Annotated in this window: 14 protein-coding genes; 6 read left to right on the forward strand and 8 right to left on the reverse strand. The window is 51.6% G+C overall.

The annotated features are described in order from the left end of the window. From KKF06_07575 to KKF06_07590, 4 genes are all read right to left on the reverse strand, one after another. Positions 1 to 579: site-specific integrase (locus KKF06_07575; GenBank protein MBU1617614.1), on the reverse strand; the 579-nt coding region annotated here is incomplete at its 3' end. Next, complete coding sequence (locus KKF06_07580) at positions 580 to 1,005, reverse strand: DUF882 domain-containing protein (protein ID MBU1617615.1); 426 nt, start codon at positions 1,003 to 1,005, stop codon at positions 580 to 582. A gap of 44 nt (positions 1,006 to 1,049) precedes the next feature. Continuing rightward, complete coding sequence (locus KKF06_07585) at positions 1,050 to 3,779, reverse strand: hypothetical protein (protein MBU1617616.1); 2,730 nt, start codon at positions 3,777 to 3,779, stop codon at positions 1,050 to 1,052. Further along, positions 3,776 to 5,986 (reverse strand): AAA family ATPase, encoded by a 2,211-nt coding sequence (locus KKF06_07590; GenBank protein ID MBU1617617.1) that lies wholly within the window; start codon positions 5,984 to 5,986, stop codon positions 3,776 to 3,778. Before KKF06_07590 ends, KKF06_07585 begins: the two co-directional genes overlap by 4 nt. Before the next feature lie 78 nt (positions 5,987 to 6,064). Here KKF06_07590 and KKF06_07595 point away from each other — a divergent pair, with 78 nt between their 5' ends. Genes KKF06_07595 through KKF06_07605 form a run of 3 tightly spaced genes read left to right on the forward strand, consistent with a single transcriptional unit; the run spans position 6,065 to position 10,826 of the window. After that, a complete protein-coding gene (locus KKF06_07595) occupies positions 6,065 to 7,783 on the forward strand; it encodes an S-layer homology domain-containing protein (protein ID MBU1617618.1) in 1,719 nt (572 codons plus the stop codon). Continuing rightward, positions 7,780 to 8,631 carry a hypothetical protein gene (locus KKF06_07600; GenBank protein ID MBU1617619.1) on the forward strand — a complete coding sequence of 284 codons (852 nt, stop codon included), beginning with the start codon at positions 7,780 to 7,782 and terminating at the stop codon, positions 8,629 to 8,631. The genes KKF06_07595 and KKF06_07600 overlap by 4 nt, the downstream gene beginning before the upstream one ends. Continuing rightward, the gene (locus tag KKF06_07605; GenBank protein MBU1617620.1) at positions 8,631 to 10,826 is read left to right on the forward strand and encodes a HAMP domain-containing protein; all 2,196 of its coding nucleotides are present in this window, start codon (positions 8,631 to 8,633) and stop codon (positions 10,824 to 10,826) included. The genes KKF06_07600 and KKF06_07605 overlap by 1 nt, the downstream gene beginning before the upstream one ends. Here the strand turns inward: KKF06_07605 and KKF06_07610 are convergent. Further along, positions 10,816 to 11,055 (reverse strand): hypothetical protein, encoded by a 240-nt coding sequence (locus KKF06_07610; protein MBU1617621.1) that lies wholly within the window; start codon positions 11,053 to 11,055, stop codon positions 10,816 to 10,818. The genes KKF06_07605 and KKF06_07610 overlap by 11 nt on opposite strands. 51 nt (positions 11,056 to 11,106) lie before the next feature. On the opposite strand from KKF06_07610, the gene KKF06_07615 reads away from it, so the two are divergent. Together KKF06_07615 and radA are read left to right on the forward strand one after the other, a co-directional pair. Beyond that, complete coding sequence (locus KKF06_07615) at positions 11,107 to 13,422, forward strand: ATP-dependent Clp protease ATP-binding subunit (protein ID MBU1617622.1); 2,316 nt, start codon at positions 11,107 to 11,109, stop codon at positions 13,420 to 13,422. A 2-nt stretch (positions 13,423 to 13,424) separates the two neighbouring features. Next, positions 13,425 to 14,768 (forward strand): DNA repair protein RadA, encoded by a 1,344-nt coding sequence (radA, locus tag KKF06_07620; GenBank protein ID MBU1617623.1) that lies wholly within the window; start codon positions 13,425 to 13,427, stop codon positions 14,766 to 14,768. Here radA and KKF06_07625 read toward each other — a convergent pair. Further along, positions 14,737 to 15,453 (reverse strand): 1-acyl-sn-glycerol-3-phosphate acyltransferase, encoded by a 717-nt coding sequence (locus KKF06_07625; GenBank protein MBU1617624.1) that lies wholly within the window; start codon positions 15,451 to 15,453, stop codon positions 14,737 to 14,739. The two genes, radA and KKF06_07625, sit on opposite strands and share 32 nt — an antisense overlap. Before the next feature lie 13 nt (positions 15,454 to 15,466). Continuing rightward, positions 15,467 to 16,459 carry a GspE/PulE family protein gene (locus KKF06_07630; GenBank protein ID MBU1617625.1) on the reverse strand — a complete coding sequence of 331 codons (993 nt, stop codon included), beginning with the start codon at positions 16,457 to 16,459 and terminating at the stop codon, positions 15,467 to 15,469. Between KKF06_07630 and KKF06_07635 the strand changes: the two genes are divergently transcribed. Further along, positions 16,451 to 16,789, forward strand: coding sequence for a hypothetical protein (locus KKF06_07635; protein ID MBU1617626.1), 339 nt, complete (start codon positions 16,451 to 16,453; stop codon positions 16,787 to 16,789). The genes KKF06_07630 and KKF06_07635 overlap by 9 nt on opposite strands. On the opposite strand, the gene KKF06_07640 is transcribed toward KKF06_07635, so the two are convergent. After that, positions 16,752 to 17,600, reverse strand: a complete 849-nt coding sequence (locus KKF06_07640; GenBank protein MBU1617627.1) for a shikimate dehydrogenase — start codon at positions 17,598 to 17,600, stop codon at positions 16,752 to 16,754. The genes KKF06_07635 and KKF06_07640 overlap by 38 nt on opposite strands. Positions 17,601 to 17,644: the final 44 nt, after the last annotated feature.

A 17,644-nucleotide genomic window follows, 5' to 3' on the forward strand; every position in this document is an offset into this window, starting at 1 on the left:
CTTGCCCCTTGCGTTATTAATGTAATTTCCAAGGGCGGTCGCGGCCAATGACCCGAAAAGAACGATCCTTTCCTTTGCTCCTTTACCAAAGACCCGGATCTCCCCTTCGGCCAGATCCATCTCGTTCAGGTTCAGCCCCACCAGTTCGGTGACCCGGATGCCGCTGCTGTAAAGAAGTTCAAGGATTGCCAGGTCCCTGATCCCCAGATGTTTCTGATCAGGGGCTTTGAGCAACCTGGCCATTTCCTCGGGATAAAGGAAATTAGGAAGCTTTTTTTGTATTTTTGGGGTTAAGAGCAGGTCAAAAGGATTGCCTTCGGTCAGATCTTCTCTTAATAAAAAACGAAAAAATGAGCGGGCGGCCGAGAGTTTGCGGGCAATAGAGCGGCGGGAAAAAATTTTCTTTTCCAGTTGGATCAGGAATTCGCGAGCGGCAGAACGGTTGATCTCCCGGTCCTTGAGGAAAGCGACCAGAAAAACAAGATCACGCTGGTAGTTGCTGATAGTATGAGGCGAATAATTGCGTTCATTTTTTAAATAGCTCAGGAAGTAGTTGATTTGCTGAGGATCAATTGCCACTTATAGTCCGTATTGGTGTCGCTTTTCCTGATTTAGAGGCAGGTATTTACCTTTTTCTTTCACCCAGGTCTCTTTTTTTTCCGGTGGCCTGGTGTCGAGGTGGACCATGTTCTCTTCCGGGTAATAACCAAGGCCATTGACCCCTTCCAGGGTTTCGGCAAACTTGAACACTTCAGCCGCTGGGGTGCCATCGATGACAATGTTTGCTGCTTTGCCGACCGCGTGATAACTTTTCTTTTCTCTTTTCAGCCTTTCCAGATAAGACTCACAATAAAAGCCGGAAATAATCCTTGGCCTTTTTTTAAAATGAACCGCGATCTCTTCTAAGATACCGACCAGTCCGAGATGGATCCGGTATGCCCCCCGGCAGTCCGGACAATGGCAGATAAAGTCCTTATGATTAAAGTTCTCACTTAGGTTTCCCATAGGTTGCATAATATTAACATATTAATAACGGGCGGGGAAGAGTGTTACTCTTCGATAAAAGCCTGAGCGGAGAGGGCTTTTCCTCCGCCGGCATAGTCTTCCCAAAGAACCACAAAGTAATCGTCCAGTCCAATGACCTGGGGGGAGCGGGCGCCGTTATTCGTTTTGATCAATAACCCGTTGATTGGCCAGAGGGGGCGGCCGTCAGGGCCGACTTTTTGCATGTAGATCTCGTAACTTCGGCCATTCCGATAATCTTCCCAGGCGACGATCGCGGTGTTGTTCGCGAGCGTGACCGCCTGGGGCGCGAACTGAGTTAAAGGGCTATCAATTATTGGCATCCCTTCTTCTCTCCAGAGCAGTTCGCCGTTATCTGACAAAGTATTGGCAAAAATGTCCCAATTGCCAAAACGATAGTCCTGCCAGACGAGCATGGTCGCATCGTTCATCCGGGTGAGCAGAGGATTTTGCTGGGAACGGGCCAGCTGGCAAACAGGGACGCCATCTTTCATCCAGAGCGGGAAGCCCAGCCTGTTAATCCGCTGAGCGTAAATATCATAGCTTCCGCCGGCTTTGTCGGTCCAGGCGATGATCGCTCCCCCGGCTCCATCGCTAATTAGTTTTGGCGACTGCTGCAGGTCGGGCGCGTCGCAAACGGTCATGCCGTTCTCCTTCCAGAGGTGGTTGCCGTTGCTTTGCAGTCGTTGGGCGTAGATGTCAAGGTTGCGGTCGCCGCGGCGCGCGTCTGCCCAGGAGATTATCACGCCTCCGTTCCCATCGACAATCGCTGACGGGGAGAGTTGGTCGCCGTTTTCTGACGCGACTGCCTGGCCGTTTTTTCCCCAAAGCGGCTCTCCGGCTGACGAGATCCTTTGGGCGAAAATATCCTTTAGGTTGAGCGGACTTCTTTCGTCTTCCCAGGCGCAAATAGCTCCGCCGTTATTATCGGGGACCAGAACCGGGGCTCGTTGTTCGGAGCCAAGTTTGGTTAGGCTAATACCAGTTTGGCCCCATAAAGGACGGCCGCCTGCCGAGATCCGTTGGGCATACAGACTGACGACCTTTCCGTCCCGGCTATCTTCCCAAACGGTGATCGCTCCTCCCTGTCCGTCAGGGATCAGCCTGGGGCTGGCTTGCGTGGCAGAGATTTTGGCGATCGCTACCCCTTCTTTCCCCCAGGCCAGGGAGCCGGCCTTGGTGAGCTTTTGGGCGTAAATATTCAAAAAGCCGTTGCGCCCGTCTTCCCAGACAATTATTAATTCATTGTTGCCATTATTGATAGCGGCGGCATTTTGGTGGACAACCGCTCCGGGAGTGTCGCACACGACCTCCCCGTTCCTTCCCAGCAGAGGCGCTCCGCTGCTGGAAAATACCTGCCGGACAATATCAAAATTGCCATTCTGGCGGCTTTGAAAAAGAACAGAAATGTTATCGTTGGCTGAAACTGCCAGGCTTGATTTTCCCTGGTCGCTCCCCAACCCGGACACCAAAAGGCCGTCATCGGCCCAAAGCTGTCGGCCGGCGCTATTGATCTTTTGCGCGAATAGCCGAGAGCTCCCTTTACGATAGTCTTCCCAGACTACCACCCAGTCAGTTGTTGATAAGAACGCGATCTTGGGGTTGTCCTGGCGGAAGAGCCCGGCAGAAAGTTCGATCCCGTTGTTTTTCCAAAGAGGATTTCCCTCCGCATTGATCCTTTGGGCGAAAATGTTGCTTTGTTCTTTGCGATTATCGGCCCAAACTATGACCGCGCCCCCATCAGGAGCGGGAGAAAGGTCGGGGTTTTCCTGGGAGAATTGATCGTTAGTGACCCGCAGACCGTTCTTTTCCCAGAGCGGGGCGCCGGCAAGATTGAATTTTTGAGCATAGATGTCCTTGTTGTTGCTGCGCAAATCGGTCCAGGCGAGAAAAAAAACATTTTTGTTCGCGGCCAGGACAGGGTTTTCCTGATTGTTGGCCGCGGCGCACAAGGCCAGTCCGTTCTTCCCCCAGAGACCCTCTCCGTTCGAAGAAAGGTGCTGGCCGTATATATCACTGCCGTTGTTTTGCGGGCGTCCGTCGGTCCAGACCACAAAAAATCCATCCGTTCCGTCCGAGGCAATTTGTGGGTACCACTGGGTTCCGCCTTCGTCGCAAAGCGCGATCCCGTTGGCGGCCCATTGGGCCCGGCCCTGACGATCGACCTTCTGGGCATAGACATCTTCGCCAATACAATTTCGATAATCATGCCAGACAATGGCGATGTCTCCCTTTTGATTTAAAGCGATTTCCGGAGCGAATTGGCCATAAGCGGAAACGCAGATCGGCAAGGCCCCCGTTCCCCAGAGAGTGGTCCCTCCGGGGGAGAGGTGTTGCGCGAAAATATCGGAATTATCATTCCGGTAGTCCTGCCAGGCGATAACTAAGCCGCCGCTTCCGTCGCAAGCCAGCCTGGCCGAATTCTGGTTCCCTTCCCCGTCGCCGACCTTTAATCCATTGATACCCCAGAGCGGATTTCCTGATGGGTCGTATTTTTGCGCAAAAAGTTTGGTGAATCCGGACCTGCCGTCTTCCCAGACGACAAAAAGGCTGCCGTCGCCGGCCAGGCAGGTTGCCGGGTTTTGCTGGGGGGTGTTGCCGGAGGAATTATTGATCTGCAGCCCGGTACTGTTCCAGAGTGCCTGAGGTAAAGTAGCGGGAAGGGAGGGTTGGGGCTCTTTTTCCTGTGGCCTGGAAACCACTATAGTGACTAAGGCGAAAAGAACGATAATCGTTGCTAGAGCCGTGCGCCTCATGCCGGGACTTGGGCAAGTTTCATGGAGAGTACCTTTGAGGTCCCGGGGTCTTGCATCGTTACGCCGTAAATGCTGTCAGCGATCGCCATGGTCCGTTTGTTGTGCGTAATGACTATGACTTGAGTATTGGCGGAAAAATCTTTCAGGATGTTGGTATACCGGCCGATGTTCGCTTCGTCCAGCGCGGCATCAACTTCGTCAAGGAAGCAAAAAGGAGAGGGCCGGATCTTCAGTAGAGAAAATAAGATAGCTACGGCGCAAAGCGACCGTTCCCCGCCGGAAAGGAGGGGGAGCGGCAGCCAGCGGCGGCCGTTGGGGCGGACCGAGATCTCGATCTCCGCCTCCAGGGCCGGTTGGCCGGGGGCCAGGGCAATGCGCGCCTCACCTCCGCTAAAGAGCTGACTAAAAACATCGGAAAAAACCACCGAAAGCTGGTCCATGGTCTGCAGAAAGGTTGTTTCAGCTTGAGCGTCCAGCTCAACTATTAAATTCCGGAGGTTCTCACGGGCGGCATTAAGATCGGTTAGTTGGGCTTCAATAAAAGAGAGTCGTTCCTTGTTCCGGTCGAAATCTTCGATCGCCAGGAGATTGACCGGCTCAAGGTGGCGCAGCCTTGACTTCCCTTCCTCGATCTCGCTTTTGGCTTTACTGACATTAGAAACCTCTCCGGAGGACCCTTCCAGATCTTGTAGCGAGAGGTTGTATTCGGCCAGGAGCTTTTCTCCGATCGCCAGCAGCTCTCCGTCAACCTTGGCCAGGGAAACTTCGAGGGAGGCGACGATGTTGGCGGCCTCTCTTTCTTCCTGTTCTTCCTGGCGGCTTTTTTCTTCAAGTTGGGCGATCTGCTGGTTGGTCTTTTCCCGTTCGACCTTCAACTGGGCGATCGCATCGGACAATGAGGTTTTCTTTTGGTTATCGGGGGCGGAAACCGCTAAAAGATCTTGACGGTGGGCTTCGATCGATGCGGACAGCCGTTCCATTTCAGCCTGGGCCTTGTGGTGTTCCTCGTTCAACAATTCGAGCTTAAGATTGCGGGTCGCTTCTGCTTCGCTGGCGGCCAGGGACAGGTTTTCTTCCTTGCCGAAAAACTGCAGGATGGAAGAGAGCAGGGCAACCAGTCCCCTGGTTTGATCGACAAGGCGATGCAGCGATTCGTCGAGTTGGACTTGCGCCGGGTCATTGGTCGCCGGGGTCTGCAGCGCCAGGACTTTTCCGGCGAGCTCGGCTTTTTTTGCCGAGACCGAGAGGAGGAGCTCTTGTTCCCTTTGCAGGTCTTTTTCCTTGAAACGGCGGTTGAGCTCGGCGTCGCGCAGCCGGTCTTTTTCGCTGTCAAGCTGGGCGGCCAGATCGTCGATCTGCGATTCGATCTCGCGGAGCCGTTTTTTTAAGTCGGCGGCCGCGCTGAAGTCTTTTTCTTCGGCGGCGCTCTTGGCCTGGGACTCTTGCCGGGCCTGCGCCAGCGCCGCTTCCAGCTTTTGCTTTTTTTCTAAAATACTACCCAATAGCTTTTTGCTTAAGCCGATCTCCAGCTCTTTGACCTTGTTTTGAATCTCCAGGTATTCTTTGGCCCGTCGCGCCTGCTCTTCCAGGACGATCAAATGCTCGCCGACCTCGATCTTTAGATCGTTGATGCGGAGCAGGTTTTGTTCGGCGGCGATCAGTTTTTTCTCGGCGGCGACTTTTCTGGTCTTGTACTTGTTGATGCCGGCGGCCTCCTCAAAAACGACCCGGCGTTCTTCTCCCTTGCTGGAGAGGATGGCGTCAACCTGTCCCTGGGTAATGATCGCGTAGGTTCCCTCGCCCAACCCGGTGTCAAGGAGCAGGTCGCGGATATCCTTGAGCCGGCATTGATTTTTATTGATGTAGAACTCGCTTTCCCCTTCGCGGAAAGTCCGGCGTTTGATCGCGACCTCGGTGAAAGGGACCGGCAGGCGCCCCGACGAATTATCAAAAGTCAGGGTAACTTCGGCCAAAGAGAGGGGTTTGCGTTGAGCGGTGCCGGCGAAAATAATATTATCCAGTGAACCGACCCGCAGCATTCTTGGATTGTCTTCCCCCAGGACCCAGCGGACGGCGTCTAAAACATTGCTTTTGCCGCAGCCGTTCGGCCCAACAATGCCGGTAACCCTGGAGTCCGGGCCGAACTCGATATCGGTCTGGTCGGGAAAGGTCTTGAAGCCTCTTAGCGACAAGGTCTTTAAAAACATGGCGGGTTTACTATAGCAGAAATATTTCGCTTGAGCAACCTGAGGATGGGTGATACAATTTGACCCGTGGATCTATATTTGAATAGGCAAAAAAAGTTGTTTATTTTAGCTTCCAGCTGCTTGCTTGTGATCTTTTCTCTGGTTGTTTTTGCTTTTCCAGCTCAGGCCAGATTGAACGAGCTGGGGATCAATCCGTTTGCCACCGAGGTTGGCGGGCGGCCCCTGGGAATGGCCGGGGCGGTAGTGGCTTTAACCGATGACCCGAACGGCGCCCTTTATAACCCGGCTTCTTTAGCCTGGGCCAAAGGTATTGCCATCACCAACCTGGATATTGACCGGATCACCGTTGCCGGAGCATATCCGACCGGGCTTGGCTCCTCATTTGGGCTTGCGGTGGTCAACACCAGCATTGAAAATCTTCCCTACCTGGGGTCTCTGCGGACGTCAAAAAGCAGCCTGGTCGTTCTTTCTTACGGAACAAAACTTTTCTTCTTTCCGGCTTACGCTAAAAACCCTGTCCTGCAAAGAGTTGGTCTTGGTGTCAGCTTCAAGTCAATACTTTCTGAAACATTCAGGGGGACAGGTATTAACGACCGCTCGGCTAACGGTTGGACGGTTGACCTTGGCGGGATATACAAACCGAACGAGTGGCTGGCGGTCGGGCTGGCCCTGCAAAACATTATTCCCCAAAAATCTTTTGGCGGCGGCGAGATCTTGTGGGACGACAGTGTTGCCGAGCCAATCACCGCTTACCATAAAATTGGGTTTTCCGCAAAAGTTATTGGGCCGATCGGTTCACTCAATTACAGTGACACCAGACAGCTGGTCATGGGGGGGGAGCTTGATTTCGCTAGCACTAACCCGACCTTGCTGCGGATCGGCGGGGAGTATACATTAAACAAGATATTTATTTTGCAGGCAGGCCTGATGGAACAATGGCGGCCTGGCGGGCTTTCTTTTACTCCGACCTGGGGGGTTGGCCTGCGGTCGGAAGAATGGGCTTTTACCATTTCCGGTAACCGGGAGCCGATCAAAGACGAAGGGCAAGTGCTTGTGTCCGGGACGTATTTCCCGAAAGAGTGGGTGGTTTTCAAGAAGCTTGATGTAGAGAGGCCGTCGGTGTTTTTAGAGACGGCGATCGAACGGATCTCTCTTGAGGATAATTTTGTAACCTATGACGAAACGCTTGAGGTGACCGGCAAGGTCAAGCCCGGGGTTGACGTTTACGTGAACAACTACCTGGCCAGCAAAGGGAAGGACAATTCATTCCGGGTCGTGGTCCCGCTCAAACTAGGAAAGAACCTGGTGGTGGTTGAAGCAAGGAACGAGCAGGAAATGGTGTCCTGGACATATAAGGTCTTGCGAAAAGCCAGGATCTCGGTCGAAGAAGAAAACGATCTCAAGAAAAAGCTGGAAAGAACGATCTCCCTGCAAGAGCAGGAAGCGCTCAGGAAAAAAGAAGCGGAGCTTAAAAAACGACGCAGTAAAGTGGAAGAATTGGTCACGATCGGAGTTATTAACGTTGATGAAACCAAAGGGGAGTTTAAACTGGAGGCGACGATAACCAGGGGAGAGCTGGCGACATGGCTGGTGAAATCGGCCGACTTGCCTCTGCCGGAAGTGACCAAAGACGTCTCTGTCGATATTAAGAGAACAAATCCTCTGGCCGCCTACTATAAGGCGGCAATTGACTGGAACCTGATGCCTCTTTATTCAGACGGGACTTTCCGGCCCGACGCGCCGGTAACCAAAGAAGAGTCGGAGCGATTGTTCAAGGTTCTGGGTGTTAAAAGATGAAAAAGCAACTAGCGGCGATAATCGGTTTGCTTTTACTTGTTCTGCCGGTCGCGGCTGAAGAGGCGACCATGACCAAGGACGACGCTGTTCTCCTGATATCGGCGGTCAAAAACCTGAAGAACAGGCTGAACGACCTGTTCTCTTTTACGACAGGCTATGATCTTTCCAAGGTTAACCAGGTGCGGCTGACCCCAACCATAAACTGGGTGAAGGTCACGCCGAAAAAAGCCCCGCCGGATGGCCAAACTGTTTTGGAGATCGTTGCCGCCGTTGACGATCCCAATGGACTGTCGAATATTGCCGGAGTAAGGGCCGACCTGGCCAGTATCGGGCAATTATCTGACGCGCAATTGATCGATAACGGCAAGTTCGGCGATGTGGTTGCCGGAGACGGATTGTTCACGCTTTTAACCACGATAATGCCGGAAACTTCTTTGGGGCCAAAAGATATCAATGTTTCCGCGATCAACCGGAACGGTTGGATGGCTCTGGCAAAAACGACGATCGATGTTGAAATAAAGCCGTTGATCATTGAAGCCAAGGCGGTCCCTGAAAAAATATCCCCCCAAAGCGGGGCGTTTGTTACTTTGGTGCTGCGGGTCGACAATCCCGGCCGACCGATCGATGTGAAGTCTATTTCGGCAGACATCAGGCCTCTTGGCTTTCAAGACGCCCTTTCTTTCCGTAATGACGGACAGGACGGGGACGTTGCGTCAGGAGATGATACCTGGACCGTGCGCTTTCTCTTGCCAAAAACCCTTTCCCCTGGGAATTACCTGATCCCGATAGAAGTAATTAACCTTGCCGGCGGCACGGCAACCGGAAAGATCCCGATCTCAATTTATTAATGCTATCAACATTAACAATAATATGCATATTCGCGGAAATATTTACCGCGGGGATACTTTTTTCCGGCGGATTGGCCTTTCTTAAGAGCGGGCTGAGAAGCAAAAAGAACCTTCTGCTTGGTCTGGTTTTTCTCTCTCTTTTTATTTATGTTGGATCCGTTATCGCTTCTCAGCTAATGGTCAATCTTGGGCAAAGCCTGGCCGACTTGATCTTGGTCGAGAAGGTCGTTTCGATCAGCCTGCTGGCGACCGCTTTTTTTGTCTGGTTGTTTATCGTTGAGCGTTTTGCTCTGCGGGGAGGCCATATCTTTTCCGCTTTCTATTTTGCGGTCATTGGTTTTTTTGCCTACCAGGTGATCAGCTCATCGGCTAATTTAGTTTACCGGGAAGGGGTTATCCAGCCGATCGTCAATTATTCCTTTTGGATCCCTTTGATGCCGGTTGTTTCTTTTTCCTGGCTGCTTCTGGTCCTCTTTGGCATAAGAGGAGCGTTGAAAGAGAAATCCGGCAAGCTTCCTCTTTACACCGCTTGCGCAGCCATGTTGTTTTTAGGCGCGGTCTTTTCTTCGTATTCTTATGTTCGGCTGGGCGAAGCCGGGTACCTTCTCGCTTCGTGGCTGATCTTTCTATCCGGCGCCTTGAGCTTGCTTTTGGGGGAAATTATTCCTCCGGAAAGCCCGGAGGCGGCCGCGCCGATAAAATTCTTAAAAACCAGGCTGCTTTTTAAGCTGGTCATGATCTTTGTGTTAATGGTCGTTATTTTGTTTGAGGCGACCGCATTGGCGACGATTAATATCAGCAAAAATTCTTTGGTCAGATTTGTCCAATCCTACTACGAAGAGACGGCAAAAAACCTGGTCGCGCAGGTCGTTTCCGACCCGCAGCCGATCACGGCTGAAAAAATGCAAAAGGCGGTCGAAAACATAAAGATCGGCTCGCGAGGGGTCGCTTTTACTGTAGACAGCAAAGGGTTATTGGTGGCACATCCGGACCGGAGCCGGGCATTATTAAAAGACGATATGCGGCAGAACGGCGCGGTGGCTGAGCTGCTGAAAAAACAAGTCGGGCGTGGCGAGTTTTACGATGAATTAGGCAACCCTATGGTTGGTTCTTATCTTTTGATACCGGGGACAAACTACGGAGTAGTGATCGAAGAGTCAAGGTCGTCCGCCTACGCAGAATTGCGCCAGTTGGAAACGAATTCATTGCTTTTTGTCATTATTGGCATTATTTTAGCTGCGCTGACCGGCGCCTTTTTTGCCTGGTCGATCGAAAAGCCGATAAAGGAACTGATCAAGGGGACGGAAGCGGTCGCACATGGAGAACTGGGCTATCGTATCCCGATCAACTCAAGCGATGAGATCGGGCATTTGGCTGACGCGTTTAATAAAATGACCAAAGACCTGCGAGACAGCCAGGAGCGGCTGATCCTATCAGAAAAACTAGCCTCACTTGGGACCATGGCGGCCGGGATGGCGCATGAAATAAAGAACCCTCTGGTCTCGCTTAGAACTTTTACCCAGCTGTTGCAGCAGAAATGGGATGACAAGGAATTTCGCGATAAATTCAGCCAGATAATCCCGCACGAGATCGAACGGATCAACAAAATCGCGGAGAGCTTGCTGAAATTCGGGCGGCCGGCCAAGCCGGAGCTGACCAAGGTCGAGGTTAACGCGCTGCTTGATGAAGTGTTAATGTTATTTGAGAGTGAAGCAAAGAAAAATAATGTTAGGATAACCAAGAAGTTTGCCCAGCTGCCGCAAATAGCCGGGGATGCCGGCCAGCTGCAGCAGGTCTTTGTTAATATTGTCAAAAACGCCATTGAAGCGATGCATGAAAAAGGGGGAGAGCTGGCGGTCAAGACCGATGTTGGCGAAGTCATCAGGCTGGGTAAAATTCACGGGCGCCAGGGAGTGCGTCAGGGGGACGAGATCGTTTGGGGCGAAGAAGAGAAGATGTCAAAACCGCTGCCGGTCATCTTTGTGGAAGTAACCGATACCGGGGAAGGGATCTCCGAGGAGAACATCAAGAGCCTTTTTGATCCGTTCTTTACGACAAAAATAACCGGTACCGGAATGGGGTTGCCAATTACCCTCCGAATAATTGAAGAGCATAAGGGGTCAATTAAGGTTCGCAGCCGTCCCGGCAAAGGGACGACCTTTATCATTACCCTGCCTCAGCAGTTCAGTTCCTGACTTTATTAAGGAGCATCTGCATCCCGTTATCCAGAATGCCTCTTTGAATCGCTTTGTCCAGCCGCTCCAGTGTCTTGCTTTCAGCCAGGACAAATTTGCCGGTTTCGCAGTCGCTGAAGATGATATTACCGGAAGTTTTATAGATGGTTTCACCCAGGGTTAAAACGCATCGGCCTTTCTCTGTGGAATTGCTCAAGTTGTTCCCCTCCATAATTATATATCGGAACATAAATTAATTAACTTGCGCCCGAGAGTCGATCGTTGATATAATCCCAACAAGATGTTTGAAAGATTTACCGAACGGGCGATCCGGGTGATCATGGCCGCGCAGGAAGAGGCCAAGCGGCTCCGCTCAAATTATGTGGGGGCCGAACACCTTTGTTTAGGGATGCTCAGGGAAAATGACCAATCAGTGATCAAAACACTGGAGAATTTTCGGGCAGATCCCTTGCAGATAAAAGATAGGATAGAAGAGTCGCTACTGGCTAAGGAAGGGCCGGACAGTGAGGCGCAGGAGCTGCCGTTTAATCCCCAGATCAAGAAGATCATTGCCCTGGCCTGGGACGAAGCCAGGGGGCTGGGGCACAGCTATGTCGGCGTAGAGCACCTGTTCTTAGGAATGCTGCGGGAAGGGGGAGGGGTTACCGGCAAGATCTTTGCCGATTACGTGATCTCACCGGCAGCGGCCAAAGAAACGATAATTTCGCTTCTTGGGGAAGTTAATCCTTTGCAAAAAAAGGTTACCCGCGCCAGTAAAACTCCATTGCTCGATTCTTTTGGAAGGGACCTGACCGTAATGGCCGGCAATAATAAGCTTGACCCCGTCGTCGGCCGGGCCAAAGAAGTGGAGAGGGTTATTCAGATCCTTTCCCGCCGGCGAAAAAACAATCCAGTCTTGATCGGTGAAGCGGGAGTGGGGAAAACCGCGATCGTTGAAGGGTTGGCCCAAAAAATAATTTTGGGGAATATCCCGGCTACCCTGGCAAATAAACGGATAGTTGCCCTTGACATGGGGCTGCTGATCGCCGGGACAAGATACCGGGGAGAGTTTGAAGAACGGTTGAAAAAAGTCCTTGATGAAGTGATAAAAAGCGAGAACGTGGTCTTGTTTATCGACGAGCTGCACACTTTGATCGGCGCAGGGGCGGCTGAGGGGGCGATGGATGCGGCCAACATCTTAAAGCCGGCCCTGGCTCGGGGCGAGATCCAGTGTATTGGCGCGACTACGATAGACGAGTTCCGCAAGAGGATTGAATCCGATCCTGCGCTGGAGCGGCGGTTCCAGTCGGTTCTGGTGGACGAGCCGTCGGTCGAAGAAACGATCGAGATCTTAAAAGGATTGCGCAGCCGCTATGAAGAATTTCACCGGGTCCAGATAACTGAAGACGCGCTGGTCGCGGCTGCCAGGCTTTCGGCCCGTTATATTTCCGATCGGTTTTTGCCGGATAAAGCGATCGATTTGGTTGACGAAGCGGCTTCACGGACCATGCTGCAAAACGCAGCTCTTATAAAAGAATCAACTCCTTTGGAAAAGGTGCCGAAGGTCAACGCAGAGGTTATCGCCCATATCGTTGCCAGCTGGACCGGCGTGCCGGTGACCCAGTTGACCCAGGAAGAGACCGAGCGTTTATTTAAACTGGAAGAGACCCTCCGGCAGCGGGTGGTTGGCCAGGAGGAAGCGATAACCGTTATTGCCAAATCGATCCGCCGGGCCAGAGCCGGGCTAAAAGACCCTAAAAGGCCGATCGGTTCATTTGTTTTCCTTGGCCCGTCCGGGGTTGGAAAAACTGAGCTGGCAAAAAGGCTGGCCGAATTCCTTTTTGGCGATACCGAAGCCTTGATCCGGATCGATATGTCTGAATATCTTGAGTCGCACACTACCTCGCGGCTGGTTGGCTCACCTCCCGGATATGTTGGTTTTGGCGAGGGGGGGCAATTGACCGAGCCGGTCCGCCGTCGGCCGCATTCCGTGGTTCTGTTTGATGAGATCGAAAAGGCCCATCCGGACGTGATGAACCTGCTTCTACAGGTGCTGGATGAGGGACATGTGACCGACGCGCAGGGGCACCAGATCGACTTTAAGAATACAGTTATTATCATGACCAGCAATGTTGGCGCGGCGCTGATCCAAAAAGAAAGCTCGATCGGTTTTGTGACCAGGGCGGATGCCGGCGCCAGTTACGGCAAGATGAAGGATGTGGTCCTGGAAGAGCTTAAAAAAAGCTTTAAACCGGAATTCCTGAACCGGGTCGACGAAAAGATCGTTTTCCACCCCCTTTCCAAAGAAGACCTGCTGTTGATCATTGATATTATGATCGGCGATATCAACGACCGTTTGACCGAAAAAGGGCTATCGATCAACCTAACCAAAAAATCGAAGGTCTTCTTGGTCGATCAGGGCTATGACCCAAAGCTCGGAGCCAGGCCGCTGCGCCGCTCGATCGAAGAGCACATAGAAGATAAGCTTTCTGAAGAAGTCTTAAAAGGTAAATTTCCCTATGGGACAAGTATCAAGGCTGATCTGAAAGACAAGGAGATCTTTTTTACCGGTAAATCATCGCTGAAAATCCGCAAACTCGAGAGCGCCTCGGCGTAACTATGCCGAAAAATGAAATTCTTTATATGTGCGGCTCGTGCGGCCAGGGTTTTCCGCGCTGGCAAGGTCAGTGCCCAAGTTGCGGCGAATGGAACAGCCTGCACGAAGAAGCCCCAATAGTTCAAACTCCAAATAAACCAGCAGCCTTAAAAGCGGCCGAACCGGTCCCAATAACTGATGTCAGTTATCAGGCAGAAGACCGGGTCTTAACAGGCCTTCGGGAGCTTGATCGGGTTTTGGGGGGAGGGATCGTTCCTGGCTCGGCATCCCTAATATCAGGCGAACCCGGGATCGGTAAATCAACCCTGATGCTCCAGGTTGCCGAGTCGCTAAGCCGGAAAACTAAAGTATTATACATAAGCGGAGAAGAGTCTCCCAGGCAGATCAGGATGAGGGCGGAACGGCTGGGAGCGACGACAAAAGATCTTATTTTATTGCCGGAAACCAGCTTGATAAATATTGAAAAAAGAATAGAGCAGGTAAAACCAGGCTGCGTAATTGTTGATTCAATCCAAACCCTTTATCGGGAAGAAGTTCAGTCGGCGCCAGGCTCGGTCGCTCAGGTCAGAGAGTGTGCTGCTTACCTGGTTGGGATCGCCAAAGCAACTGGCATCCCGATCGTTATTGTTGGCCATGTGACCAAAGACGGGATGATCGCTGGTCCCCGGGTTTTAGAGCATGTGGTTGACACCGTTTTATACTTTGAAGGAGAAAAGCACAAGCAATACCGGCTGCTGCGGGCGATCAAAAACCGGTTTGGGTCGACTAATGAGATCGGGATATTTGAGATGAAAGAGACCGGCTTGATAGAAGTTGAGAATCCTTCCGAAGTATTTTTATCGGAAAGGCCAAAGGGGGCTTCAGGGTCGGTTGTAACTGCGGCAATTGAAGGGAGCCGTCCGCTGCTGGTCGAGATCCAGGCGCTAGTCGCTCCGACTAAAATGGCATATCCGGCCAGAAAAGTGACCGGGGTCGACCAAAACCGGGTCGCGATAATACTTGCGGTATTGGAACGACAGCTTGGCATGAAACTGTCCGCTTCGGATGTTTATGTTAACGCGGCTGGCGGGGTTAGGGTTTACGAACCGGCCATAGATCTGCCGATCGCGCTGGCAATTGCTTCATGCTATCGGTCAAAGCCGATCGACTTTGCCACCATGGCGGCTGGAGAAATTGGACTGGCGGGCGAGATCCGTTCGATCAGCAGCATTGAAAAGAGACTAAAAGAAGCGGAGAAGCTCGGCTTTAAAACAGCGGTTATTCCCAAAGGGAGCAAAGCAAAAACCAAGCTCAACCTGGAAGAAGTCGGAACGGTCAGAGAGGCGCTTTCAGCATATCTGCAATAGATTGACGAACTTCCGCCAGCTTGGCCTCATATTCTGCTTCATTGGTAAAATAAACAGGTTTGCCGACAGAGAGGTTGACTTTAGCTGAAGAAAACAGCTTGGCTCCTTTTGGCAAAATATTATAGCTACCGGAGATCGCTACCGGCAGAACCGGCACCTCGGCTTTTAACGCCGCCAGCAAACTCCCTCGCTTGAAGTTCCCCAAAGAACCGTCCCGGCTCCTGGTCCCTTCCGGAAAGATAAGGATCCGATCTCCTTGTTTTAATAATGAAACCATTTTATCGACCAGCTTATAAGCGTTCAAGACCATTTCCCGGTTGACCGGAAAATAGCCGGCCATTTTCAGGTACCAGCCAAAGATCGGGATATTGAACAGCTCTTTCTTAATGGCAAATAAAAAGGTGACCGGCAAACCGCCAAGGACGATCGGGATATCAGCCGCCCCCTGGTGATTAGCGGCGATCATTAGCGCCCCTTTCGGAATATTTTCCAGGCCGGAGACCTTGAGCTGCGAACCAGACAGCAGGATGATCATTTTTGACCAGTATTTGGCGGCGACCTGAAAAGGATAATGCTTGTCGCGGTAAAAAGGAACGAAAAAGAACGTAATGAATGAAGCCAGAAAAAAGGCAAAAAAGATCGCCAGGAACAGGACAAGATTGTGCAACAACCTAATAATGATCATCAATGTAAGTATATCAAAAGCCCATGACCCGGGCGACCTCAATTTCATCGGTTAAGCCATTGATGAGTTTTTCTCGAGCATCTTCAATGAGCGGCCGGAAATCAGGCCCGGCGCTTGAGCCGACTAAAACCTCGAAAAGGCCGACCCTCCCCAGATAGCCATCCGAAGTTTTCTTGCGGACCAGTCGTTGTGCGACGACACCAGCCACGGTTGCTTTAACCAGGTAAGGTTCTATTCCTATCTCGACCAATCTTTCGACAGCCGCCGAGGCGCTGTTGGTATGTAATGTTGAAAAAACCTGATGACCGGTCAAAGCGGCTTGAATGGCAATTCTGGCCGTTTCCTGGTCACGGATCTCCCCTACCATGATGATGTCCGGGTCTTGCCGGAGAATACTGCGCAAGCCGCGGGAAAAAGTCAGGCCGGATTTATTGTTGACCTGGACCTGATTGATGCCGGGGAGCTGGTATTCAACCGGCTCCTCGATGGTCATGATATTTGTTTCTTTGTTGTTAAGAAAGGAAAGAGTGGCATAGAGGGTGGTGGTTTTTCCTGATCCGGTCGGGCCGGTTATTAACACAAGTCCCTGCCGCCGCTCAATGATCGAGAGATAGGCGGCAAAAGAATTTTCATTCATGCCCAGTTCGTTCAGTTTAACTTGCGCCTGGCGTCGCGGCAGAAGTCTGACAACTGCTTTTTCGCCGTGAATAGTTGGCAGGATAGAAGTTCGCAGGTCAAAAAGCTGTTTTGCGATCCGAAGTTCGCTTCGGCCATCCTGTGGCAGCCTGGTTTCCCCGATATCAAGGTCGCAAAGGAGCTTTAACCTGGAGAGTAGTGGGGGCTGTTTTGTTTTGTTGACCGGGTTGCCATCAACCAAAAGTCCGTCGATCCGATAGCGGACCCGGAGAAAGTCGTCGCGCGGCTCCAGGTGAATATCGGATGCGGCCAGAGAGACCGCTTTATGGAATATTTCCTCAAGAAGCTCCGGGGTATTTTGTTGTTCCATAAAAAGGATGCCAGCAATTTTATTGCCAAAACAAAAAGCTTGAAATTAACTTCAATGAATGGCGAAAAACAATTGAAAGAAGGGAAAATGCAAACTTATAAGATTGAAAACACGCAAGAGATCAGTGTGTATCTACCAAAGAAAACAAATAAAAAATGTTTGTTTTATGATGGAGAAATATGTTCCGCCCCGCAAATAAAATATAGGGCCTGCCTTAGCTGTTCCAGGTTTGATCCGCGTTCCGTTGTTCTTGCGATGTTTGACAAGATCAAAGAAATGGCGGAGAAGTTTTTCAGCTTTTCAGGCCGTTCCGTGCCGCCTCCCACATAACCTCTAGCGGCGGTTCTTCGCCAGTAAAAATTGTAAAGGCAAGCCCTCCCTGTCTAACCAGCATCCCTAACCCGGAGCAGGTTTTGCAACCGTTCTTTTTTGCCTGTTTTATAAATGCGGTCTCGGCCGGATTGTAAACTAAGTCATAAATTAATGTTTTTGGGTTAAGTGCTGTGTCGGCTGGTAATGGAGAAAAACCTGCTTTAGGGGACATGCCGACCGGCGTAGTATTAACCAATAGATCCGCCGAAGCGATCGCCCGGTTGAGGTCGGAGCTATCTAAGGCGGAATGCCGACAGGGGACCTTGGAAAATGAGCCCGCCTGCGAGGCCAGCATCTTTGCCTTGTCTTCATCCAGGTCGGCGATAACGAGCGACCTAACCTTGGCTTCCGTCAGCATAATTGTGACTGCCCGGCTCGCTCCGCCCGCCCCCAGAATAACAACTTCTTTTCCCCGGGGATCAAAACCCGCATCTTCCCTTAATGATTCAAGAAAACCCGGCCCATCAGTATTGTATCCAATCAATGTCCCGTCCTGGTTTTGGACGGTATTGACCGCGCCGATAACCTGGGCCAATTTGGTTACGTCGTCCAGCAGAGGAACAATGGTCTCTTTGTGGGGAACGGTGACGTTAAACCCGGCAATGTGCAGCGCCCGCAGGCCGGCAACCGACTGGGGGAGGTCATACTGATCAACCTCGAAAGGGACGTATTCATAGTCGATATTCAAAGCTTTGAACGCGGCATTGTGCATTGCCGGCGAGACGCTGTGCCCTAACGGATAACCCACCAGCCCAATTAATTTGCGCATGATAAAAATAGTATAACATGTTCGCCTTGCCTTGACGAGAAAAC

It is taken from the genome of Candidatus Margulisiibacteriota bacterium (genome assembly GCA_018822365.1).
In the GTDB taxonomy this organism is placed as follows: domain Bacteria; phylum Margulisbacteria; class WOR-1; order O2-12-FULL-45-9; family XYB2-FULL-48-7; genus XYB2-FULL-45-9.